This window comes from Pararhodonellum marinum, assembly GCF_015354735.1.
GTDB classification, from domain to species: Bacteria; Bacteroidota; Bacteroidia; order Cytophagales; family Cyclobacteriaceae; genus Pararhodonellum; species Pararhodonellum marinum.
In genome coordinates this window covers 480,935-505,176 of record NZ_JACEFJ010000001.1, presented here as the reverse complement: position 1 = coordinate 505,176, position 24,242 = coordinate 480,935, and the positions used below count along the sequence as shown (strand labels likewise).

General features: G+C 44.9%; 19 protein-coding genes. 10 read left to right on the top strand and 9 right to left on the bottom strand.

Translation table 11 applies throughout. The features are described 5' to 3' along the window. The first annotated feature begins 7 nt into the window (after positions 1-7). The 7 genes from tamL (at position 8) to H1A14_RS02085 (ending at position 10,756) form a co-directional block, all read left to right on the top strand. Entirely contained in the window at positions 8-2,425 is a 2,418-nt protein-coding gene (gene tamL, locus H1A14_RS02115) for a translocation and assembly module lipoprotein TamL (protein ID WP_449406493.1), read from the top strand. A gap of 31 nt (positions 2,426-2,456) precedes the next feature. Then, on the top strand, positions 2,457-3,347 hold the full coding sequence (gene hemF, locus H1A14_RS02110; RefSeq protein ID WP_194774541.1) for an oxygen-dependent coproporphyrinogen oxidase: 891 nt from the start codon (positions 2,457-2,459) through the stop codon (positions 3,345-3,347). Positions 3,348-3,350: 3 nt separating this feature from the next. After that, positions 3,351-3,935, top strand: coding sequence for a phosphatase PAP2 family protein (locus tag H1A14_RS02105; protein ID WP_194774540.1), 585 nt, complete (start codon positions 3,351-3,353; stop codon positions 3,933-3,935). 87 nt (positions 3,936-4,022) lie between these two features. Next, positions 4,023-4,790: a hypothetical protein gene (locus tag H1A14_RS02100; protein ID WP_194774539.1), complete on the top strand. Its 768-nt coding sequence runs from the start codon at positions 4,023-4,025 to the stop codon at positions 4,788-4,790. A 156-nt stretch (positions 4,791-4,946) separates the two neighbouring features. Beyond that, positions 4,947-7,385, top strand: coding sequence for a DUF5686 and carboxypeptidase-like regulatory domain-containing protein (locus H1A14_RS02095; RefSeq protein ID WP_194774538.1), 2,439 nt, complete (start codon positions 4,947-4,949; stop codon positions 7,383-7,385). Positions 7,386-8,423: 1,038 nt separating this feature from the next. Then, the gene (locus tag H1A14_RS02090; protein ID WP_194774537.1) at positions 8,424-9,593 is read left to right on the top strand and encodes a pyridoxal phosphate-dependent aminotransferase; all 1,170 of its coding nucleotides are present in this window, start codon (positions 8,424-8,426) and stop codon (positions 9,591-9,593) included. Positions 9,594-9,646: 53 nt separating this feature from the next. Next, a complete protein-coding gene (locus H1A14_RS02085) occupies positions 9,647-10,756 on the top strand; it encodes an AEC family transporter (protein ID WP_228527500.1) in 1,110 nt (369 codons plus the stop codon). A gap of 811 nt (positions 10,757-11,567) precedes the next feature. Here H1A14_RS02085 and H1A14_RS02080 read toward each other — a convergent pair. The 3 genes from H1A14_RS02080 to H1A14_RS02070 all read right to left on the bottom strand — a co-directional run bounded on the left by H1A14_RS02080 (position 11,568) and on the right by H1A14_RS02070 (position 12,909). Next, positions 11,568-11,795 carry a hypothetical protein gene (locus tag H1A14_RS02080; RefSeq protein WP_194774536.1) on the bottom strand — a complete coding sequence of 76 codons (228 nt, stop codon included), beginning with the start codon at positions 11,793-11,795 and terminating at the stop codon, positions 11,568-11,570. 78 nt (positions 11,796-11,873) lie between these two features. Continuing rightward, positions 11,874-12,641 (bottom strand): XRE family transcriptional regulator, encoded by a 768-nt coding sequence (locus H1A14_RS02075; RefSeq protein ID WP_194774862.1) that lies wholly within the window; start codon positions 12,639-12,641, stop codon positions 11,874-11,876. Between the two features lie 10 nt (positions 12,642-12,651). Beyond that, positions 12,652-12,909, bottom strand: coding sequence for a hypothetical protein (locus H1A14_RS02070; protein WP_194774535.1), 258 nt, complete (start codon positions 12,907-12,909; stop codon positions 12,652-12,654). Between the two features lie 292 nt (positions 12,910-13,201). Between H1A14_RS02070 and H1A14_RS02065 the strand changes: the two genes are divergently transcribed. Both H1A14_RS02065 and H1A14_RS02060 read left to right on the top strand, forming a co-directional pair. Then, on the top strand, positions 13,202-13,771 hold the full coding sequence (locus tag H1A14_RS02065; RefSeq protein ID WP_194774534.1) for a nuclease-related domain-containing protein: 570 nt from the start codon (positions 13,202-13,204) through the stop codon (positions 13,769-13,771). A gap of 147 nt (positions 13,772-13,918) precedes the next feature. Next, the gene (locus H1A14_RS02060) at positions 13,919-14,107 is read left to right on the top strand and encodes a hypothetical protein (protein ID WP_194774533.1); all 189 of its coding nucleotides are present in this window, start codon (positions 13,919-13,921) and stop codon (positions 14,105-14,107) included. Between the two features lie 61 nt (positions 14,108-14,168). Here the strand turns inward: H1A14_RS02060 and H1A14_RS02055 are convergent, their stop codons facing one another. From H1A14_RS02055 to H1A14_RS02030, 6 genes are all read right to left on the bottom strand, one after another. Continuing rightward, entirely contained in the window at positions 14,169-14,357 is a 189-nt protein-coding gene (locus H1A14_RS02055; protein WP_194774532.1) for a hypothetical protein, read from the bottom strand. Between the two features lie 117 nt (positions 14,358-14,474). After that, positions 14,475-15,767: a serine hydrolase domain-containing protein gene (locus tag H1A14_RS02050; RefSeq protein WP_194774531.1), complete on the bottom strand. Its 1,293-nt coding sequence runs from the start codon at positions 15,765-15,767 to the stop codon at positions 14,475-14,477. A gap of 169 nt (positions 15,768-15,936) precedes the next feature. Then, positions 15,937-16,884 carry a nitrilase family protein gene (locus tag H1A14_RS02045; protein WP_194774530.1) on the bottom strand — a complete coding sequence of 316 codons (948 nt, stop codon included), beginning with the start codon at positions 16,882-16,884 and terminating at the stop codon, positions 15,937-15,939. A 215-nt stretch (positions 16,885-17,099) separates the two neighbouring features. Beyond that, entirely contained in the window at positions 17,100-18,491 is a 1,392-nt protein-coding gene (locus tag H1A14_RS02040) for an NAD-dependent succinate-semialdehyde dehydrogenase (RefSeq protein WP_194774529.1), read from the bottom strand. Positions 18,492-18,520: 29 nt separating this feature from the next. Further along, the gene (locus tag H1A14_RS02035; RefSeq protein WP_194774528.1) at positions 18,521-19,261 is read right to left on the bottom strand and encodes an SDR family oxidoreductase; all 741 of its coding nucleotides are present in this window, start codon (positions 19,259-19,261) and stop codon (positions 18,521-18,523) included. 305 nt (positions 19,262-19,566) lie between these two features. Next, entirely contained in the window at positions 19,567-20,892 is a 1,326-nt protein-coding gene (locus H1A14_RS02030; protein ID WP_194774527.1) for a glycoside hydrolase family 68 protein, read from the bottom strand. 804 nt (positions 20,893-21,696) lie between these two features. Between H1A14_RS02030 and H1A14_RS02025 the strand changes: the two genes are divergently transcribed. Further along, a complete protein-coding gene (locus H1A14_RS02025) occupies positions 21,697-23,355 on the top strand; it encodes a serine hydrolase domain-containing protein (RefSeq protein ID WP_194774526.1) in 1,659 nt (552 codons plus the stop codon). The last annotated feature ends 887 nt before the right edge of the window (positions 23,356-24,242 follow it).

The following is a 24,242-nucleotide window of genomic DNA, read 5'->3' as shown; positions in this document are numbered from 1 at the left end:
TTTGACAGTGAATAAAGCCAAATATATAAACTTTCTTATTTTCCTGCTTTTCATGACTGGCTGTTCTTTGACCAAGGGACTTAATGAGGATCAATATCTGGTGTACGATGTCAACATGGAAGGGGTGGAAAAAAGCAATCGGGAAGGCGTCCGAAACCTGATTATCCAAAAACCGAACACCAGAATCCCCGTCATCAATTTTTCCATTGGTACCTTCATTTACAATATCGGGGAAAGTGTATATGACAGCCTCAAACTGGCCAAAAGGCTGGAGGAATACAAGTCGGAAAAAGATGGGCTCGGACAAAGCATAGACCAAAGCCCCAACAGCAAAAAGCTCAGAAGACGAATCACCAAAGTAGAATCCAAAATCGAGGACCTGAACAAAAAACTGGAATATGGCAACTGGGCGATGAGAACCGGTAATCCCAAGGTGATTTATGACAGCCTAAAAACAATAGAGTCCGAAAACCAAATAGAATTCTACCTTAGAAACCAGGGATATTTTGACGCATTTGTGGAAACGGAAGTGGAAAGGCGTAACCAAAAAGCCTCCATCACTTATGTGATCAAAGAGAATGAACCCTACCTGATCGACTCCATGTACACCCGCTCAGAGAATCAGGAAATTTACCGGATACTGGAAGCGCATAATAACAACAGCCTGATCAAAAAAGGGAATCGGTACATTCAGGCTGAACTCACTAAGGAACGGCAGCGAATCGAAGACCTTTTAAAGGAAAATGGCTTCTACACCTTTTCCAAATCCTATATCGAGTACAATGTCTACAAGGACACTGTGACCAGAAGACTTGAGATCGAGCAGATCATCAACAGGCCTAGCCAAGGAGATGACCACCAAACTTACCGTCTGGATTCTATTTTTTTTACGATCAACTCCCCCAGTTCAGTCATTGAGGACGAGGAGGTGGGGGCCTATTTCGATGAAAAAAACTTTATTTTTTACAGAGATGTATATTCAGAAAGAATCATCAATTCCAGGATTTTTCTCCAACCTGGAGACCTCTATAACAAAACCAATATTTTGGAAACCCAAAGGCAGCTGGCCAATCTGGACCTTTTCAGATTTGTAAACATTACCTTTGATACCTTAGGCAATACCATCAAAACCAGGATATTTACCCAACCCAACCAAAAGTATCAGATCACCAACCTGCTGGGAGCAAGTATTACCGAACAGCTGCCGGGACCGTTTTTCAGTCACTCGCTGAAAAACAGAAACCTGTTCAGAGGGGCGGAGATCTTTGAATTGAATTTTAGAGCTGGATTGGAAGGGGTGGTTTCGGCCACATCCGAAGGAGGCGTATTTCGTAGCCGGGAGCTCAGCCTGTCTGGATCAGTGATTTTTCCCCAGTTTCTGATTCCCTTTTCCAGTGGTTCCCTGAAGCGCTTTGGCCGGTACAACCCACGGACCAGAACCCTGGTCGGTTACAATTACATCAACCGGCCTGAATACATCCGTGAAAGTGTCAATAGCCTGATCTCTTATAACTGGAACACGCGAAACCTCAGACAACAGTATACCTTTAACCTGCTGGATGCCAATTTTATCCGTTCCAATTTGGATCCTGCCTTTGAGGATCTGCTCACGGCACTGCAGGCACAGGGCAACAACCTGATCAATTCTTTCCTGCCTTCCTATGTGAGCAGCATATCGGGACAAGTGATCATCAATTTCAACCAATATGGCATGTTCCAGAAAAACAGGGCTTCCCTGCTTCGTTTGTTTCTGGAAAGCGGGGGAACTACCTTGGGTCTGTTGTCCACTGAATTTATAGAACAGAGGAGTTTGGCTTACTTTCAGTTTGTGAAAATGCAGGCGGATTACCGACGGTACATTCCCTTAGGCAAGAAAAACACCTTCGCACACCGACTCAACTTCGGCGTGGCCAGGCCTTACGGGGTAAGCAACGGGATTTTACCCTATGAAAAATACTTCTTTGCCGGAGGTAGTACAAGTATCAGGGCTTGGTTGCCCAGGCGACTGGGTCCGGGTTCTTTTACGCCGGCAGTCCGGGAAGACGGCACCTTTGATTATAGATTTGAGCAGCCGGGAGATATCCTTTTGGAGGCCATGTTTGAATACAGACAAAAACTCTTCGGCTATTTTGATGGGGCTGTTTTTGTGGATGCCGGTAACATTTGGACCTTTCCGGGTGGAACTTCCAGAGAAGGCGGGGAGTTCAGGGTAGACCGATTCTACAAAGAAATTGCCGTGGGTACCGGTGTGGGGGTCAGGATGGATTTTGAATTTCTGGTCATCAGGCTGGACATGGGTATCAAAGCCTATGACCCTGCGAGGCCTGAGGGAGAACGGTGGATTTTGGATAACTTATCCTTCAACAGACCATTGGGAGAGCGCGGGCAGACTGTTTTTAATGTGGGTATAGGCTATCCGTTTTAATAAAAGAGGATATCATCACAATTATTGTAACATGGACAAAAATCAGATCGCGGAAACCTTCAAAAACATACAGGACCACATTTGCCAGGCCTTGGAAAAAGCGGATGGAAAGGGGGTTTTTCAGGAAGACCTCTGGGATAGGGCTGAAGGAGGTGGAGGAAGAACCCGGATCTTGACCCATGGTCAGGTGATCGAAAAAGGAGGTGTGGCATTTTCGGCCGTGCATGGGCCTACTCCTGAAAAAATCCTGCAGAAACTGGGATTGAAAAAGGCTGATTTCTTTGCCACTGGCGTGTCCATAGTCATCCATCCCGAAAGCCCCATGGTGCCCATCATCCACATGAACATCCGCTATTTTGAAATGAGTGACGGAACCTATTGGTTTGGAGGGGGGATAGACCTTACGCCCCACTACATCGATGCGGAGGATGCGGCCCATTTTCACCAAGCTGTCAAAAACACCTGTGATGCCTTTGATCCGGCTTTTTACCCTAAATTCAAAAAATGGGCGGATGATTATTTTTATATCCGCCACCGCCAAGAAACCCGGGGAGTGGGAGGTATTTTCTTTGACCGGCTCGTAGCCACGGACGAGATGCCTTTTGAGCGCCTTTTCGAATTTGTCCAATCGATTGGTACCCTTTTTCCCAAAGTCTATACCCACCTGATGCAAAAGAACAAGGACCTGCCTTACGGAGAAAATGAAAAAGCCTGGCAGCAACTTAGAAGGGGTAGGTACGTGGAATTCAACCTGGTCTGGGATGCGGGGACCAAGTTTGGTCTAGACACCAATGGCCGTACGGAAAGCATCCTGATGAGCATGCCTCCACTGGCTAAGTGGACGTACATGCATGAGGCAGCGCCGGGAACAGCTGAAGCCTTTACCCTAGCGCATCTCAAAAAAGATATCAATTGGATCTAGCTTATGATCGAAACCTTAAAATCATGGGATGAGGACCTGTTTTTGTGGCTGAACAGCTTCCATTCGGAAAGCTTGGATGCCATCGTATTCCAGGCCACCCAAACCATCACCTGGGTTCCCCTGTATCTCTTCTTGGCTTACCTGATGGTGCGGCAATTTGGCCTCCAAAGCATCTGGCTGCTTCTGGGTCTGGCTTTGACCGTTTTGATCGCAGATCAGGGGACTTCGAGCTTTATGAAACCTTTTTTTGGCCGACTGAGGCCCTGTCAGGATGATCGGTGGATGGACCTGATTCATAATTATGGCCGCTGTGGGGGAATGTACGGTTTTGCCTCCTCCCATGCGGCCAATTCCTTTGGTGTGGCCACTTTTGTCTTTTTGGCCATCGGGCAGTTTTATGTGCAGCTAAAATGGCTATTTCTTTGGGCCCTCCTCTTCTCCTATACCCGCATTTACCTGGGTGTACATTATCCCGCCGATGTTTTCGTCGGTGCGCTCGTGGGGATTTTGGCAGGGTTTTTCGCCTTTTGGCTCCAACAGCTGGCGCAGGCGGCTTTCTATAAGTACCGAAGCCAAAATAAAAATTGATGAAATACCAAATAAATGCATATTTTTGTAGATGATGGTCATTTAATTTTATTTCGTAACAATTCTTTTGATTAAATCTGACTTTGCATGCACCTGAAAACCGAAGACATCACCCGATTGGAAATTGAGTTTGACTCTGGCACCGTTCCCCCACCCTACAGCCATCAGTTCAAGATCAAGATGAATTTTTCCAGAAATTTCATCAATACCCAGTTTGATATGCATTATACCTCAAGGGAGGAGCTTGAGGAGGAGGAAATCCTGGAAGAAGGATTTACGATGGATGACGATTATGCCTTTATCGGTGAATTACCCAACGTATGGGAACAGCCCATGAAGGACCTGTATGCCCGTTCCAAGTGGACCCTGAAAAAAAGCCTGGATGAGAACGGCGGCATCAAGATCCTGGCCAAGGATCTCCACGGCAAAATCGAAAGGAGCATCCCTTCCAATCAGAAAGAATGGGAAACCATGGCGCAGGAATTTATTCAGGCCATTTTTGAAATCAACAAAAAAGAGGCCCCTTTGAGCGTTAAATTCAGTCAAAATAGCTCAGAGGCTCAGGATCTGTACGAATTGACCATGAAATTCTCCCTGAGAAAAGCCGAACTGCAGGTCAACGGCAAACTAAAAATCGTGGATTGGGAGGAAGCCAAAGAACTGCTTAGCTTCGTTTATCTGCCGGATTATGACTATGATCAGGCCTCAGAAAAAACACCTACCAAACGAGGTGATTTTATCGATACCGGTGACGGCCTTTGGTACGAATTGGGAAAAGGGGTGGTCAACATTGACGACAGCTTTGATGCCCTGTCAAAAATCAGGTCTGGTTTTTCCAATCTGGCCACGTCTTAACCTTAAATTGCTTGCCTTAAATCATTTTTGTGTTGGCTGATGGGTAGGATTTTTTTCTCACTGATCAGGTTAATGCTTCATTCCTGTATTATCTGAAACCTTCAGCTCCCAACATTGGTATAGGTATTAACGTCAAGCCCAATTAATTTTAATACCATGTCACTGCGGCTATTTCTTTTATCATGGAGTGCATTTATTTTGATCGTTGCTGGTAGTCTTCCCGCGCAGGGGCAGGTCCTAGAGGGCCATGTCTACGATGAAAAAACGGAACAGCCCATCCCTTTTGTCAACCTTCAGGTCATCGGCCAAAATCCCACAAGGGGCACGGTGTCGGATATCCGGGGCTGGTACAGACTTGCCCTGAAAGAAGGGGATGAGCGCATCATCGTCTCTCATGTGAGTTTTGAAAAAAGGGTTTTTGAGATTAAACAGCTTCAAAATCGGCAGGACATCTACTTGGAGGCCACCTTGGTCAATCTGGGGGAGGTCACTGTGCTGCCCGGGGAAAATCCGGCCATCCCAATCATCAAAAAAACCATTGCCAACAAAGAGAAAAATGACCCCGATCAGTTGTCCTCCTATCAATACCAAACCTACAACAAAACGGTCATGACCCTGGATGGGGTGAATGAAAACCGGGATTATGAGGACACCACCTTCCATTTTCTGGAAGGGGGACATATTTTTATCGCCGAGAGTCACTCTGAAGTCCGCTACAAAAGGCCCGGAAGGAGAAACGAATCCATCAAAGCTTCCAAAATATCGGGCATTGAAAACCCCATGGTGGCCTTGGCTTCCAGCGGCTTTCAGCCCTTTTCCTTTTACACGCCCCACCTGTCCATTTTGGAAGTCCCCTTTGTCAACCCCTTATCCAACGATGGGCTTCGGAAATATGATTACTACCTGGAAGACAGCATCGTCAATGACACCCATACCACCTACATCATCCAATATCTCCCTAAACCGGGTAAGGTCCATCAGTTGCTGGAAGGCTTGATCTACATTTCAAACCAACAATATGCCATCGAAAACATGACGCTAAGGGGTGCGGACAAGACTTCTTCCCTACGGTTTGAATTGCAGCAAAAAAACGAATGGAACGGAATACACTGGTTTCCATCCCAACTCTACACCAGCATCCTCAGCACGGAAAACGATGTGGAAGGGTTTCTTATGCTGATCAAAAACCAGACTTTCCTGTCTCAGGTGCAGATAAACAACCTGGAAAACAAGGACAAGTTAAGCCCCATCAACATTTCGTTTGATATCAAGCACAAGGATGTGGATTGGGAAAAGTTAAGGCTGGATTCCCTCACCTTCAGGGAATATCGAACTTATGAAAGGTTTGATGAAATGGACGAAAAAGACAAAAGAAGGCTGAAGTGGGCCACGAGATTGGTCGGTCAAATGGTGATGGGCAGGTTTGCCATCGGACCCGTAGACTTGCTCCCCAACCGGCTGCTTCGGTTCAACCGCTACGAAAGGTTTGCTCTGGGGCTCGGCCTTTCGACCAACGAAAAGGTCTCGGAATTCTTTACCCTGGATGGCTATTTTCGCTATGGTTTTGGGGACAATGCCTGGAAGTACGGCGGGCAACTGGCTTTGCATCTGGAAAAAAAGTACGATACCGAACTAAGGTTTCAGTACAGTCAGGACCTTTCAGAACCCGGAACCACCCAGCTGAGGCTGCCCCAATCCTTCAGTACCGTGGGGGAAGGTTTCAGGAGGTTTCTGGCCAACCGGATGGACAGTGTGCAAAGGATGGCCGTAGAAATTGCCCACCGCCCGTTTTTGGGGGCTCAACTGGCGGTTTTCAGCTCCCGAGAAAATCGAAACACCATCCTGAACTTTGCCCAAGAAGTGCCTACGGATGACTTTCCGCTTGGCTTTGTGTCCTCCGAAGTCGGATTGCATTTCCGATGGGCAGGCAATGAAAACCTTTCCCGAATCGGCAAAGGAGTGATCAGCTGGTCGAGCAGCTATCCCGTCGTGGGCCTGAGGGTTTCCAGGGCCATTCCGGATTTCTTGGGAGGGGAAATGGATTATCTGAACTCTGAATTCAAATTTCACCACCTTTGGCACAAAGGCAATTCGTCCAATCAGTTTACCATGGCCCTGCACGGCATCTGGGGAAACAACCTGCCCCTATCCTACCTCAACACAGGCTATGGCATCAACCTGATCGGAAACAATCCCTTTGACTTTGGCTTTAGCTTTCCCGGATTTTTGCAGACCATGAACATCTATGAATTTCTATCAGACCGAAGTGCCTTCCTTAGCTACGCGCACCTCACCGGTCCGCTGTTCAATGCCAATTTGGGAAAAGTGGCCATCTTAAGCCCCCAATTGAAGTTTGTCCAAAGCTTCGCCATAGGCAGCCTCTCCGAACCCGAGCGGTATGATTTTGTGAGTTTTAATACGATGGAAAGGGGTTTTTGGGAAACGGGGGTGGAACTCACCAATCTGCTTAAGTTTAGGTCCGGATTTCAGCGGCAGGGATGGGGGATTGGATTGTATTATCGTTATGGCCCTTATGCCCACCCCAGGAATCAGGATAATTTTTCTATCACCTTGTCCAGTTCGGTTAGTTTTTAGGTTTCGATTTTTTTTAAACCATATAAAGAATATAAGGGCATAGTAGTTTTTGTATTTCGAACTTATTCAAAAATTCATCATTCAACATTCCCAACCCGTAAATCGTAAATCCCAAATCTTTCAGCTTTCGCCAAAAAAGATCCGCAGAAATGTCTCAAAAATCTAACTTATATATTCTTAAATCCCTTATATGGTTTTATATTTTTCACCATATAAAGAATATAAGGGCATAGGAGTTTTAGTCTTTCGAACTTATTCAAAAATTCATCATTCAACATTCCCAACCCGTAAACCGTAAATCCCAAATCTTTCAGCTTTAGCCAAAAAAGATCCGTAGAAATGCCTCAAAAATCTAACTTATAGATCCTTAAATCCCTTATATGGTTTTATATTTTTCACCATATAAGGGATATAAGGGCATAGGAGTTTTTGTATTTCGAACTTATTCAAAAATTCATCATTCAACATTCCCAACCCGTAAATCGTAAATCCCAAATCTTTCAGCTTTCGCCAAAACAGATCCGCAGAAATGCCTCAAAAATCTAACTTATAGATCCTTAAATCCCTTATATGGTTTTATATTTTTCACCATATAAGGGATATAAGGGCATAGTAGTTTTTGTATTTCGAACTTATTCAAAAATTCATCATTCAACATTCCCAACCCATAAATCGTAAATCCAAATCTTCCAGCTTTCGCCAAAAAAGATCCTCAGAAATGCCTCAAAAATCTAACTTAAATATTCTTAAATCCCTTATATGGTTTTAATTTTTATTACCATAAAAGGGATATTTGGGCATCTCTCCGGAACAACGAAGACGCTTCGCTCCCCTCAGAGTGACTATAAAAAGGGCATCTTCCATCTCCCGACTTCCCCTCCTAACTTCCGTCTTCTACAAAAAATTCAAACCTATTATCAGCCAACTTATACATTTTAATCAATCATTGATCTATTTTTTAACCAACTATATAAATTTTTACACTTTTTTCAATAAAAATGGTTTAAATTTAATGCATAGGAAATCTGATATACGATCATGAAAAATCTGAATAGAAGAAAATGGATCAAGTCCAGCCTGTTGGGGATGGGAGGACTGTCTTTGTTGACCAAAGGCTTTGCGGATTCCATGGAAACGGCCGCCCTGTCCAAAATAAGCAGCCAAAGCCGCTTGGTGGAACTTAATCCAGGGCACTTCAACAAAGTACCCATGCGGGCAAGGCTTTTGGCCAATGAAAATCCATTTGGTCCCTCCGAAAAAGCCCAAAAAGCCATCGCAGCTGCTGTGGCTGAAGGCAACCGGTATGGGCATGGGGATGCGGCCTATCTGATTGACCTGATCGCAGAGAAGGAAGGCGTAAGCAAAGATTGCATCATGCTGGGACCAGGTTCCACAGATCTGCTGGAAAAAACAGCCATCGCCCTCTGCAGAAAGGGTGGACAGGTGATCTCCGCCGATCCTTCCTACATGTCCCTTGTCAATACTGCGCAGGCCGTGGGGGCTACCTGGCAGGCAGTTCCTTTGTTGGAAGACCACAGCCATGACCTGCAGGGGATGAAAGCCGCCATCACCTCAGACACGAGGTTGATTTATGTCTGCAACCCCAACAACCCCATGGGTTCGGTCACAGATGCGGTGGCCTTAAGGAGTTTTTGTAAAAGCGCCTCCCAAAAATCACCTGTTTTTGTGGATGAGGCCTACCTGGAATTTATGGACAATCCCATGGAACAGTCCATGGTGGATTTGGTTGCCAAGGGGCATGATGTCATTGTGGCCCGGACTTTCTCCAAAATCCATGGCATGGCAGGCCTGAGGATTGGCTATATGGTGGCGACACCGGAAAGGGTTGCCTCGGTCACCCAATTGGTCAGAAGCACCATGGGGCTCTGTGTCACCTCGCTGAAAGGTGCCATTGCCAGTTATCAGGATGAGGCCTTTGTGGCCAACTGCCGAGAGTGGAACAGAACTTCCCGAGCCTACACCTCCGAACAACTGCATGCGCTGGGATTTCAGGAGATCCCTTCCCATACCAGTTTTATGATTTTCCCCATCCAAACAGCCGGGAAGGCCTTTGCCCAAACCATGATGGATCAGGGAGTCGGCATCAGGGTCTATGAGATCGATGATCAGGACTGGTGTAGGGTCAGCATGGGCACTCTGAAAGAGATGCAATATTTTATCGAAGCCCTTAAGACCACACAGGCCTAAAATTACCCGCCCAAAACTGCCTTTTGAACTTAATCAATGGAATCCCTATGCATATGGCCGTTCAAAAGACGCTTGCTTTACTTTTACTTTTGGTGATTGGATTGCTGTTGCGCAAAAAGCTCAGTGATCCCGCACAGCTCAAAGGGCTGAAAACCCTGATCCTGACCGTGGCCTTGCCTGCCATCATTTTTGTGGCCCTACTCAAGGCGGAGGTACATGACGACCTTTTCTATTTGCCGCTGATGGCCCTGGCTTTCAATGGCCTGCTGTACCTGATTCTCCGTTTAATCCTGCCCTTTTTTGGCTTAGAAAAGGACCATCCCAAGTACCGGACCTACCTTTTGCTCTTCCCCTCACTGGCTCCCGGGCTGTCCTGCTTTCCCTTTTTGATCGAATACCTGGGAGATGATGCTTTGGCCTGGGGGGCTTTGGCAGATATCGGCAACAAGGTCTTTGTCCTGATCATGGCCTACCTGCTTGCCATGAGTTGGTTTCTGAAAAACCACCCCGGACTAAAAACCGGAAAAACCGAAAAGATGAAATCCCTGATGCTCAGTCTGATCAACGAACCCATCAACCTGGTCATTTTCCTGGCTTTGGTCTTGCTGACTTTGGGGATCCATATGGATGACCTCCCTCCTTTTCTTTCTGCTGCCATCCTAAACCTAAGTTATCTGATGACCCCTTTGGTACTGATTTATATCGGCTTGGCGGTGGTGTTCAACTGGAAACAGATCGGGAAAATCACCGGTTTGCTGCTGGTTCGCTCCGGTTTGACCTTTTGGATCAGCGCGGCATTTATCCTGCTGATGCCCGGATTGCCGGCTGCCGGGATCTTGCTTTTGGTGGTCTTTCCTCAGAGTGCGATCAGCTTTTGGCCCTTTGCCCATATGTCGGCCATAGCCGGATTGGAAAAAAAGCTGGGCACTGCCAAAAACAAAAGCACCTTTGATCTGGAACTGGCGGTCAATATGCTGGCCGTTTCCCTGCCCTTTTCCACGCTGATCATGCTGTTGGTTTTTTCATTTGGCGAAACCTTTGCCTCTCCCACCCTGCTGGTGGGGGTGGGATTTGTGATGTTGTTGCTGGGCACTTTGTCCATTCTAATCAGATGGCTGCAATCGGGCATTCCCGAAGTCCTGCGCAGAGTAAATGGGCTTTAACCAAAATAGAGGCCTAAAAATCTTTCTTACATCTCCTTAAATCCCTTATATGGTTTTAATTTTTTTTACCATATAAGGGATATAAGGGCATAGGAGTTTTAAGGGATAAAATCAGGCATCTCTCCGAAATTTCGAAGACTCCCTCCTTTGGCGGGCAGGCTCCGCACAGAATGACGATAATAGGGCGGCAGTTTTCCACATTTCCAAGAATTGGATCAAAGACCGGATTTTTAATGGCTTTCTTGAATTGATTTTTGAATTCATGTTTCCTCTTACTTTTTGGCTTGACCCAAAAAGTAACAAAAAAGTCAAGCCGGGAAAAAACCTTCAGCCCACAAGGCCCAACGCACCCTCGGTTTTCCGGCGACCCACCGCGCAGTCTGAAGAACGATCTTTCTCTCGACCTAATTCATCATTCGTCATTCGTTGAGCCTACCAAAGCCCGCCTGTACATTCGGGCAGGCCCGCCTGACTTTCGGGCAGGCATCTCTCCGAAATTTCGGGCAGGCAACTCTCCGAAATTTCGAAGACTCCCTCCTTTGGCGGGCAGGCTCCGCTCAGAATGACGATAATAGGGCGGCAGTTTTCCACATTTCCAAGAATTGGATCAAAGACCGGATTTTTAATGGCTTTCTTGAATTGATTTTTGAATTCATGTTTCCTCTTACTTTTTGGCTTGACCCAAAAAGTAACAAAAAAGTCAAGCCGGGAAAAAACCTTCAGCCCACAAGGCCCAACGCACCCTCGGTTTTCCGGCGACCCACCGCGCAGTCTGTAGAACGATCTTTCTCTCGACCTAATTCATCATTCGTCACTCGTTGAGCCTACCAAAGCCCGCCTGTACATTCGGGCAGGCATCTCTCCGAAATTTCGTAGACTCCTGACTCCGGCAGGCAGGCTTCGCTCCGCTCAGAGTGACGGTAAAAGGGAGGCAGTTTTCCAAATGGCGAAGATCTTTCTCATGTCCGATTTTCCCAACTTTCAGCTTCAGGCTTTGAGCTCTTCTGGCTTTCACCTTTGAGGTTCGGGCTTTCAGCATTTTCTGTTCTTCTGTATTTCAGTGCTCTGTTTTCCCAACTCTACCTTCAACATCCTTATATCCCTTATATGGTTTATACTATTTCAACTTTACAATATCCCTCCTCAGTTCCACGATCATGTTGGAAATGTCTTCGAGGGTGACGGGGTTGATTTTGTCTTTTGGGTTGGGGAAGTCGGTGCTGATAAAGGCCTTGGCTTCCCAGATTTCCATGACCTCCTCACCCCTGATTTCATAGGGTTTGTACAGTTCGTTGTCAGAGACGAGGTAGAGCTTGCCGTTTTCGTCTAGGTAATTGAATACCCGCTTGTAGACCACCCCTTCCGAGGCGGTGACCAGGACATAGGTTTTTCCGCTTTTTATGGCTTTGAGCTGATCCACATAGGCGCCGATGATGATGGTACCCGCCACAAGGGGCAACATGCTGTCCCCCGAGATCTCAAACGCCCGATACGTGGCCGAGCGCGAGAGGTGGGGCAGGTTAAACTGCGGCAGGGACTCCATGTACTCCGGATCGGCAAAACCGTTGAGGTAACCTGCGGAGGCTTTTTGCTTGACAAAGGTGATGTTTTCCTCCCCCTCCTGATCCACCGAAACGGTCAGCACCCGGATGTCTTTGTCCTGCACCACCTTGCGGCCGGACTTTTCGATGTCATGGTGGAGGAGTTCGTCTATGCTAATGGAAAACAGCTGGCCCAACAGCTTCAGGGTGGAGAGCTTGGGTTCTGACCGGCCGTCCTCATAGGCCGAGATCATGGTCCGTTGCACGGCCAGCTGATCCGCAAGGTCCTGCTGGGTCCAGCCCTTTTGTTTTCTTAGGAATCGAAGATTATGGTCTAGAAACATGGCAGATGGCTTAAGCAGTGTAAAGGTAAAAATTATGGTCATCCTTCAGAGGAGTTTTCACCGAAAAGGGATTCAAGCCATGGTAAGCATGCATTCTTTTTTCCATCCTTTCCCTGATTTCCGAGATAATCTCCCCTACCGTTTTGGGTTCCTGCACGAGCAGGTACCCGTATTGGGGTCTTTGCTCGTCCTCCACAAAAAACTTCACCTGACAATTCCCTGACGGCAATTGCTTGGCACTTAACCTGATATTGATTTCCTTTTCCATAGCTGTTTTCTTAACGGAAATGAAGATACAAATGTTTATCAAATAAACCAATGGAAGTTGGTGAAATAAACATTATTGTGACGTAGGTTGTCGGAGTTTGTTCTTAGGTTGTAGTTTTTGTGGTGCAAATGAAGCATTTTTGCCAAGAATCTGTGGTAAAATGGTTAAAAAAGGCTGTCGCTTTTAGTTATTGTACTTTACTATGATAAAAATTTGACTTACTTTAGGTTTTGGGTAAGTCTGATTAAAAAAGGTAACTACACCAAATCGAGGGACGAGTACGGAAAGGAAATTGGTATTAAAACTACTCAAGTCGAGGTATCCGGCTCAAACCATTTTTCACGACCTGTATCTGAAAATGAATGAAAGTCAATTTTCCCAAATTGATCTGATTCTTGCCACTAAAGTTGGCCTAATTGTCTTTGAAGTAAAAAAATACAGCGGATGGATATATGGAACGGGATATCAGCCCAAATGGACACAGGTGTTGGCTTTCGGAAAAGAAAAATATCGATTTTACAATCCTGTTGTACAAAATAAAAAGCATATCCAAAATTTAAAGAAACTGTTGAGTCCTTATCAAATTCCTATTTTTTCCGTGGTCGTATTTTATGGAGATTGTGTGTTTAAAGACCTGAGTTTTATCCCCAGTGGAACATTTGTGGTCAAATCAGAGAGGATTCTGGACGTGCTTAAAAAAATAGAAACAGAAAATATCCCGGCACCCTATACGCAGCAGAATAAAAGTAAGATAGTTAGGGTATTAAAACTAGCTGTTCAAAACGGAGAAAGCAGAGAAATCCAAGCAAAGCATAAAGCCAACATCAAAGAAATGCTTGGAATGGAAAGGATCTTGAGGTAAACAAGATGCATAATCATAAATCCTTTTAAATTTATATGGTTCTTACCCATAAAACCCGATCAATTATCTTTAAAACAAAAAAATCGCCAGTTGAATTTATTAATTGATCCGAAAACACTATAATTGAAAGAATCAAAAAAATAGGATATGGAATCAGATATTTTTTTATTGATCATTTTTGCGGTCATCGGTTTCTTTTGGTTGTTGCCTGTATTGATCATCATCAGTTCAAGCAAGACAAGGGGTGGTGAAAAATTGGCCTGGGTCTTGGCCGTGATTTTTATTTCATGGTTTGCCTGGGTTTTTTACCTGTTGCTGGCACCGCTTAAAAAGTGACTTTATTGGAAGCCTCGATGGAAAGGAATTATTGGGTCCTATTCATAAATGAATTAAGTATTTATTCCGACCTATCTTGACCATCCTGTTCTGGTGATTTTGACCACCTGTTCCGATGATGTTGACCTACCCTTTTCAGTCCAAAATCATCTTCGACGGATAAAATTCCAGTGATCCTGAAACTGTCAATCCGGCCATCCTGACCGCCCCACCAAGTGGTCAACATGGCCAGAATGACAATCCTGACCACTTGTGTTTTTTTGGCATGGACAAAAAGAAGGATGCGGAGAACAGGCGTAATTTTATACGCATTTTGTGCGGATATTATTTTTCATTATGCTGTTTTACTTCAGAAGTTGAGGTAAATTCAATCATCAAAAAGGGAATAGACCATTTGTCTGAATTTCCAGTCAGTGGATTCTGAACCGCCTAAGGTTTGTTTCATCAGAATCCCTATCACCTTTTCCTGTGGATCGGCAAAATACTGGGTGTTGAATGCTCCGCCCCATTCAAAGGTGCCGGCGCTGCCAAGGCCCCCTATGGCAGCAGTTTTATCCGTGCTGACCGCAAATCCCAGTCCATGGTATTTTCCTTCGTTGGCATCCAATTCGACCATTTGGTATCCCATCATGGTTTCTATGGTTTTCCTGCTCAAGATCCGGATGCCATTGTATTCGCCCCCATTGAGGTACATCTGCAAAAACTTCGCATAGTCCATCGCAGTGCCGCTCAGTCCTCCTCCTCCGGAATAATGGGTTTTTGCCCCCGTTATTGCATAGTTGATGTCCCAACCTATATTGGGAGTGGATTTGACCCAAGCGCCGTTTTCCGGGAGATGGAGGGCTACCATCCGGGAAGCTTTATGGTCAGGCAAGTAAAAATAGGTGTCACCCATGCCCAAAGGTTTGAAGATCCTTTCCTGAAAAAAGCTGTCCAACGACATCCCGGATACGATTTCCACCAGGTAACCCAACACATCGATACTCATGGAATAGATAAAGCTCCCTCCCGGATCCTGATGGAGCGGCATTTTTGCCAGATTCCTGATGTTCCGCTCATTGTTCATCCCCTCGGTGTCGAAGGCTTCCACAATTCCTGCCTTGAGGTAAATCATCCTCATGCGCTCATCCCTGTCAATCCCCCCGTACCCGATGCCTGCACTATGGGTAAGCAAATGTCTGATGCTGATCTCCCGTTTGGCAGGAACTGTGGTATAGGTGGTGTCAGCGAACCGGAAGTTCTGGAGCACCTGAGGGTTTTTGAATTCGGGGATATATTTGGAAATGGGGTCGTCCAAGGTGAATTTGCCCTCCTCCCATAGCATCATGACCGCGGTGGAAGTGATGGCTTTGGTCTGGGAAGCGATTCTGAAGATGGCGTCCTTGGACATGTTCTTCCCGCTTTCCACATCCGCTTTTCCTTTGGCAGCGTGGTACACCACTTTACCGTTTCGCACAATCAGGGCTACCGCACCCGGAATTTCACCCGATGCAACCGATTCCTCCAACATGGCATCGAGTTTTTTCAGTCTGTCAGGAGAGATGCCCACGCTTTGGGGACTGGCTTCGGACAAGGGTGGTGATTTTTTTTGGGAGGGGGTTTGGGCAAAGGTTAAATTGATCAGTAAAAGCAGGATGGTGGAAAAACAAACTCGGATCATTTGTACTTGGAAAGATAGGTGGACACTATTTTTTTTCCAATGAATTTAAATAAAAATATTGTCAATTCCTTCCTCAAAATGAGGGGAAGTGAAAACGGGGAAAAAATGGGGGAATCTGATCACTCACATTGGAAAAAATATAACTTCACCCATAAATAAACAGGTTAAACTATTTTTTCAACCAAGCGACTTTTTGTTCTGATTGGTGGGATTTCCCGATAATGTCTCCGTACAGTTCAGGTCTACGGGCTTTGAGATACCGGCTACCACCTGCTTCAGTAAGTTTGAAAGGAAACAGTTCTGCCGTGACGAAAGAATCTTCAAAACTCCTGCATTCTGCCAAAATGTCCCCAAAAGGATCAATGATCATGGAGCAACCGTTTTTGAGCTGATCATCATCCATTCCGATCGGGTTGGAAAATATGGCATAAACGGCATTGTCATAGGCCCGTGAAGGGAGCCATTTCATCAACCAATCCCTTCCCTTCATGCCATCAAACTCCAACCGGAGTGCAGTGGGATCCTGCTGCCTGTTTTCCCATAGCTTAGGGTCAACAAATCCCGCTCCCGGTCTGCTGGAAGGGGTACACATGGTCACATGGGGCATAAAAATGATGTCAGCACCCATCAACTTGGTGGCCCTGACATTCTCGATGATGTTGTTGTCGTAACAAATCAAGATCCCGCACTTCCATCCAAAAAGCTCAAATACACAATAGGCATTCCCGGGAAGAATATGGGGGTTGATAAAGGGATGAAGCTTTCGGTATTTGGCTATCAGACCTTCTTTGCCGACACAGACATAGGCTTTGTAAATATGGTCTGATTCATCTTTTTCAAACAATCCCGCCAGAATAACGATGTCATATTGCTTTGAAATGGCTATCAATCTTTGGATGCTCTCCCCATCGGGAATTGATTCAGCTATTCCTAACAATTCTTCACCGGACAGTTTCCGGGCAAATGAATACCCCGTAATCGAGCATTCGTGGAAAGAGATTACCTGAGACCCTTCTGCTGCCGCCTTTGCGGCCAACTTTTCAATCACCCCAAGGTTGTGATTTTTATCCCCACTGTGGTTCTCAAACTGCGCGGAAGAAACTTTGATAGGTTGCATGGATTTTAATTTTTACCCAAGATATTCATTAGGATGGGGTAAGCAAAGCAGGAATGCTTTTAACGGTAAGATTTCCGTATTGACCCATTTCAACAACCGAAGCTATCCCAAATTTGACAGGATAATCAAAGCCGCTTGCTATTGACTTTCCATAAATCAAAAAAAGCTCGCTGCCGAGGCAACAAGCTTTTATACAAATCGGTAAAACATTTAAACTACCTTAACATGATGCTTTTGATGTTTACGAATTCTTTCAATCCGAAGCCGCCGTGTTCACGGCCATAGCCCGAATTTTTTACTCCACCGAAGGGCATGGCAGGATCAGCAAGTCCAAAGGTATTGATAAACACCATTCCGGTATCAAAGTGTTGCTCTGCCATTTTGATGGTGCCTTCCTCATCTTTGGAAAAGATGCCTCCACCCAGTCCGTACCGGCTGTCATTGGCGATGCGCATGGCATCTTCGTTGTCCTTGGCTTTGATCAAGGAAGCTACCGGGCCAAAAAATTCATCCTCATAGGCAGGCTGTCCGGGCTGCACATTTTCCAAAACCGTGGCGGGATAGAAAAACCCTTCCCCTTCGGGAATTTTCCCTCCGCAAGCGATCCTCGCGCCCTTCTCCACGCTTTGTACTACCTGCTCGTGCAAGTCATCGCGAAGGGTTTTGCGTGCCAGAGGACCCAATTCAGTACTTTCGTCATTGGGATCGCCCATTTTTACTGCACACATCGCCTTCACAAATTTCTCCCGATACGCGTCGTACACTTTCTCAGTCACTATAAATCGCTTTGCAGCAATGCAGGTTTCGCCATTGTTGTAGATGCGGCCTTTTACAGAGGTTTCTACAGCCAAATCAATGTCCGCATCTTCAAAAACCAGGTAAGCATCATTGCTACCCAACTCCAAAACCGATTTTTTCAACTCAGCGCCAGCCAACTGTCCTATATGCCTTCCTATATCGGGACCTCCAGTGAAAGTAACTGCCCTTACCAGTTTGTGTTTGATCACCTCATCGGACTGCTCATGACTGATCACCAATACTGTAAACAAGCCTTCCGAGAGACCGGCCTTTTGGTAAATGCGCTCCAACATCTTACCCGAACCGGTTACATTGGAGCCGTGCTTCAATAAAACCGCATTGCCTGCCATCAGACTTGCTATGGAGTATCTTACCACCTGATAGCTCGGATAATTCCAGGGCTGAATGCCATAAATTACTCCGAGGGGAGCGTATGAAACCCGGCCTCTTACGCCATTGACCATTTCCCTTTCCTCGGTTTTCAAATCCTTCGGTCCCATCTCAGCGGTGTATTCGCAGATGGCCACACACAAATCCACCTCTTGCCTGCTTTGCACCAGGGTCTTCCCCATCTCATCGGTCATCAATTGAGACAACTCTTCTTTGGCTTTAAGCATTTCTTTTCCAATGGCTCTGATTTTTTCAGCCCGATCTTCCAGAGATACTTCCCTCCATGACTGAAAGGCTTGATGGCATTTTGATATGGCCTCCTGCATTTCTTCGTTGGTCATGTATTCAAAGTGGTCGAGACTTTTACCTGTTGTGGGATTGATGGTCTCTATGGTTTCTTTGGTTCCTACTTCGCTCATTTTATTGCTGTTTTTAGGGTACTTACTAATTATTTTTGTTCTGTTGGCATGAGGTACACATCATTGATATTTACCCGGTCGTGCTGGTTTAAGGCAAAGAAAATGGCGTCGGCGACATCCTCTGCCTCAAGCGTGGTCATTTCCTTCATTCCTGCAAGTTTCTTTTTGACATCATCATCGGTGATTGTTTCAAACAAGCTGGTGTCCACGGCACCAGGCTCTATGGAGGTCACGTTGATTCCGTAGGTCGGCGCCAACTCCTGTCTCAGCCCATCAGAAAACATTTTTACGGCTACCTTGGTGGCACTGTACACGGCCCCTCCAGGAAAGTATCGGTGGGCTGCCGAAGAAGATATGTTTATGATGTGACCGCTTTTATTCTTGCGCATCGTGGGCAATACCGCTGCCACCCCGTTGAGTACGCCTTTGATGTTGACGTCGACCATTTTCTCCCATTCATCGGTCTTGAGTTTTTCGATGTAAGAAAGGGGCATAAGTCCGGCATTGTTAATCAAGGCATCGATGGACCCGAATTGATCCAGAGTTTGAGAAACGGCTTTTTCAAGATCAGCGGGTTTGGTCACGTCCGTTTTTACGACCAGTGCTTTTCCGCCATTTTTTTCAATTTTTTCCTTCAATTGATTCAGTTCATCTTCACTTCTTGCGCACAATACTACCGAGGCACCTTCCTTGGCAAGTTTTACCGCCGTTGCTTTCCCTATTCCGCTGGATGCTCCAGTAATGATCACCACTTTGTTTTTTAAGTTCATCTTTTGTTGATTTTAAAAATGTTGTAAGCTTTATGTAAACCTATTGATAACAGAGACAGTATCCATTATACATTATGGGCAGATGTTTGTAAAAATTCAAGCAATATCCAAATCTAAAAAGGGGTGCTTGGCTGATTCGTTAGAAAAGAAGATTAAATGGGACCTTTGCCAAAGTAAGATCAATCCAAACCTAATGATCACGGCAACATTCACGCGAGTTCAAACAAAAAAAAATGCCGGATAAAATCCGGCACTTATTGTTAACCAAGGAATAAGCAAGAGCGTTATTCAAAAAGCTGAAAAAATTAAGGTAAAGAAGGTGGAAGTGTGTTGGTTAACGTCACTTCATTGCCATCTACCGATAGCACCAATCTTGGGGCAAGGGTTCCTCCAAAGTGTCTACGGTCCCAATCTTCTCCCAATGCACCAAAGTCTCCGACTTCCAGTCCAGGCTGTATGTTGTAGTAATTGGTATTACTTAATACCGTATTGTCCTGCAATACATGCCAAGAGAAAGTTGCGTAAGGATCTTCTACTGGATTTGCTGCGACAAGTGCACTTCCGTTGAGGGGCTCATAGGGTCCAAGAAAATCATCAGCGACAAATCCATACATTCCTTCGGGGGAATTGACCCTATCCATGACTTCCGGAGAGAATTTTTCTATGTGAGTAGAAAAATACAAATAATACCTGTTTTCGTAAAGGATAAAGTGAGGTCTTTCCAGTTCGGAATTGATGTCTGTCACCACTAAAGGAGGGAGTAGTCTCCAATTGGTCAGATCATTGTCCACCGCTTCAGCCAAGCCTACGGCACCGTTGTAAGTGGTGATATCACCTGCCTCACGGGCCGTAAAAGTCATGTAAAACTTGTTGGTCTCAGGATCTCTGTACACAAAGGGATCCCGCATGGCAAATACGGTTCCTGTTTCATCTATGCCTGTGGCCTCTTGGTAAATTTGTCCATCAGCTTCCAGAATGACGCTGTGTTGGCTGTAATTTTCAAAGTTTACAGTTCCCGCTTCACCACTTACCTGTGCAGTGGCTAGAGCTATCCTTTGATCGTAGGAAAGATCACCGGGATTTGGATCACTGCTTAACCTTCCTTCCATGTTTTCACCTTTGTCACCTGTGGCCGTGTAATAGAAATACACCTGGCCTTGGTCATAATAAGCTGCTCCAGCCCATTGTCGGGAACCGATGATTTCGTCTTCCGTAAACACCATTCCTTTGTCTTCCCAGTTGACCCCATCTGAAGAAATCGCATAGCGATGCCTTACGATATCGTGCCGCTTACCCGAAAGTACAGTATCCGGCGCCGTCAAAACGATCATCACACGGTATCCGTTGATGTTTGCAATCGATCCATCCAAATTCAGGATAGGCCAGTAATCCCACTGATGATAGCCAGGCATGACATCCACACCCTCATCAAAATCCACCCTAGGGATGGTATTTCCCGAATTTCGGGAAATCATGCGGACTTGCTCGGCAGTCCACTCAACCGTCTGTACCCCTGCCGGATCTGTTGGTTCTGTTGGGTCACCAACAACAGGCGTATCATCTACATCACAGGAAGCGAATAAGAGAAATCCTCCGGCTACTAAAAAGGGAAGCCATGCATTTCTTTTCATAATCTTAAAGTTTAATTTATTTATAAAATAGTTATATACTATACCTAACGACATTATATTTGTTTAGTTCTTTTGTAAAAATTTACAATTTAAATTTAAAATTGAGGATAAAACAACATCTGCATTGAGTTTCATGGTTTGAGGCATATGGTGAGGGGTTTATAGCCAAATAGGCACTTTTGATAAGATGGAATAGGCTTGTCGATGTCAAGGATATATGTAAACCTTTCTAGGAATTTCACAAAAAATAACGGGGTGGATGGAACGAATTTGGATTTTTGATTTTTGATTTACGATTTTTGATTTACGAGTTTTGAATGATGAATGATGAACGTCGAATGTCGAATAATGAATTGGGAGAACTGGAAAGGCATTTGAATTTCCGATTCAAATCCGTTCAAAAAGCAGCCCTGAAAGGGCTGAACTTTTCAATAACCTCAGGTAAGTGAAGCGCAACTCGGGGATAGAAAGGCCAACCATAAACGTTTCGGCCTCGATTCTTCTTCTGAGAATGATCTAAATGCCGAAACGATTGAATAACCGGGTTCTGGAATACAGGAAAATGGCGTGTTTTGAATGATGAATGATGAACGTCGAATCATGAATTTAGAATTGTTTCAGCTTAAGAAGACAACCCGACAACAGCGCATCGGACAACTGGACAACTGATATGGGAATAAATACCCAGCACTATCTGTACATTTTTTGAATCTTTTTGAAGTTTAGAGTTAATTTAACATATTGAAACAAAGACATGCCCGCTCCTACCCTAACCCATCAAAAGCCTTTTAAAGCAATCGATCTATGAAAAAAATACTGCTATTTGTTTTCATTTGCTTTCCTGCCATATTTTCCTGTGGTCAACTGAAACAAAGTCAGGCTATTGACAGCCTCTTTTCGGATTGGGATCAACCCAACACACCCGGGGCTGCTTTAGGCATCATGCAACGGGGTGAATTGATCTATGCCAAAGGTTATGGTTTGGCCAATATGGAATATGATATCCCAATCGGTGCTTCTTCTGTATTTAGAATCGGTTCCACGTCAAAGCAATTTACAGCAGCCTGCATAATCCTACTTGTCGAGCAGGGGAAATTGAGCCTTGATGATACTTTACATGATATTTTCCCTGATTTTCCTGAATATGCCCAACGGATTACCATCAGGCATTTGCTGAATCATACCAGTGGCATCAGAGACTATTTACAGATTGCTTACTTGAAAGGTTTCGGTGATGATGACTATTATGAAGATGCGGCCATAATGCAATGGCTGATCAATCAGTCCGATCTAAATTTTAGCCCGGGAGAAGAATACCTTTACAGTAATTCCGGGTATTGGCTCCTAGGCCAAATTGTAAATAAAGTGTCCGGAATGAATATGGCGGAATTTGCCAGGCAGGAAATATTTGAACCGCTTGGTATGACAGACACCCATTTTCACAATGACCACACCCGAATAGTCAAAAACAGAGCAAGCGGCTATATGCCAAGGGGAAATGGCCAATACAAGATCAGCATGACCACTTTGAATATGATCGGAGACGGAGGCATCTTTACCAACATCGATGACATCCGGTTATGGGACAAGGCATTTTACAATTCCACCGTCTTAGGGGAGGAATTTTGGAATAAAATGACTGAAAGGGGTGTTTTAAACAACGGAGAGGTGATTCCATATGCATCCGGCTTGATGATTGGTGAATACAAGGGACTAAAAACGATCAGGCATGGGGGTGCATTTGTGGGGTATAGAGCAGAATTGCTGCGCTTTCCTGAACAAGGGCTTTCTATCGCCATTTTCGCCAATAGAGGCGACGCCAATCCATCCCTGAAAGCCAATCAAGTAGCTGATGTCATGCTAAAAGATCTCCTAACTGAATCACCTGATAAAATTGCGGAAAAGCCGAAAACTGAAACGCCTGCCAAGGAATATCTACCCAATCAATTGGTCGGAAATTATGAAATACAACCTGGCATCATACTTCAATTGACCCTCAAAAATGACTCCTTGCATGTGCTTCAGACATGGAACAAGCAAGGCTACAACATTATTAAAACCAAGGGAAACACCTATGAGATTCCTGGAGAAAAAAGCCTGAGTTTTACTTTCTCTGACCTAAAGGAGGACCAAGCACAGACACTTTCAGTTTTACAAGGCGGGACAGAAACAAAAGCCAAAAGGAAAAATGAATTTGATGCTTCAGGTATTGACTTAATCGATTATACTGGAAGTTATTATAGCCAAGAGTTGGATGTAACCTATCATATTGAGTTGGAAAATGGTGTTTTGATGGCTAGGATAGGCAACAACCCCTCCACGATGGCCTGCAGCATTAGCGAAATTGATCAATTTACTCTGGGGCTGGGATTGCTGAGGTTCGAAAGAACAGCTGGGGTCATCTCCGGATTTTTGTTGGACTCAGGCAGGGTGAAAAACCTAAAATTTGAAAAATCAAAGTAGCTTATTGGAAAACAGTTAGGAGATGGAAGCTGAAAGCAAGGAAATAGGTCAGACGTGAAAGGTAAAAGGTTGAATGGGATTTGGATTTAAGATTTACGGGTTTTGATTTACGGGTTATGAATTTTGAATTGGGTCAGCAACTCAAGAGGATAACTGGACAACTGATAAAAAGCTGAAAGCTAGAAGCTCAAAGGTGAAAGCAATAGGAGCCCAAAACCTGAACAAATGATAAAAAAATCCCGGAGGGATTAAACACCGAAAGGTTATTAGCCCCGGGTGGCAACCCGGGTAACTAGGAATGTAAAAGAATAAAACCCTGAAGGGGTTTAATGGATATCGATAAAAATAAAAGTGTAAAGCAAATTCAAGACGAGAAAATGGGATTTGGATTTACGATTTTAGATTTACGGGTTTTGAATGATGAATGTCGAATTTAGAATTGGGTCAGCAACTCAAGAGGATAACTGGACAACTGACAAAAAGCTGAAAGCTAGAAGCTCAAAGGTGAAAGCAATAGGAGCCCAAAACCTGAACAAATGATAAAAAAATCCCGGAGGGATTAAACACCGAAAGGTTATTAGCCCCGGGTGGCAACCCGGGTAACTGGTAATGTAAAAGAATAAAACCCTGAAGGGGTTTAAAGGATATCGGTAAAAATAAAAGTGTCAAGCAAATTCAATACGAGAAAATGGGATTTGGATTTACGATTTACGATTTTTGATTTACGGGTTTTGAATGATGAATGTCGGATTATGAATTTAGAACTGGGTCAGGATATCCAGAGGACTACTGGACAACTGATAAAAAGCTGAAAGCTAGAAGCTCAAAGGTGAAAGAAGGAGCTTAAAGCCTGAAGCTGAAAGCTGAAAGGAAAAAGAGTAAGAATG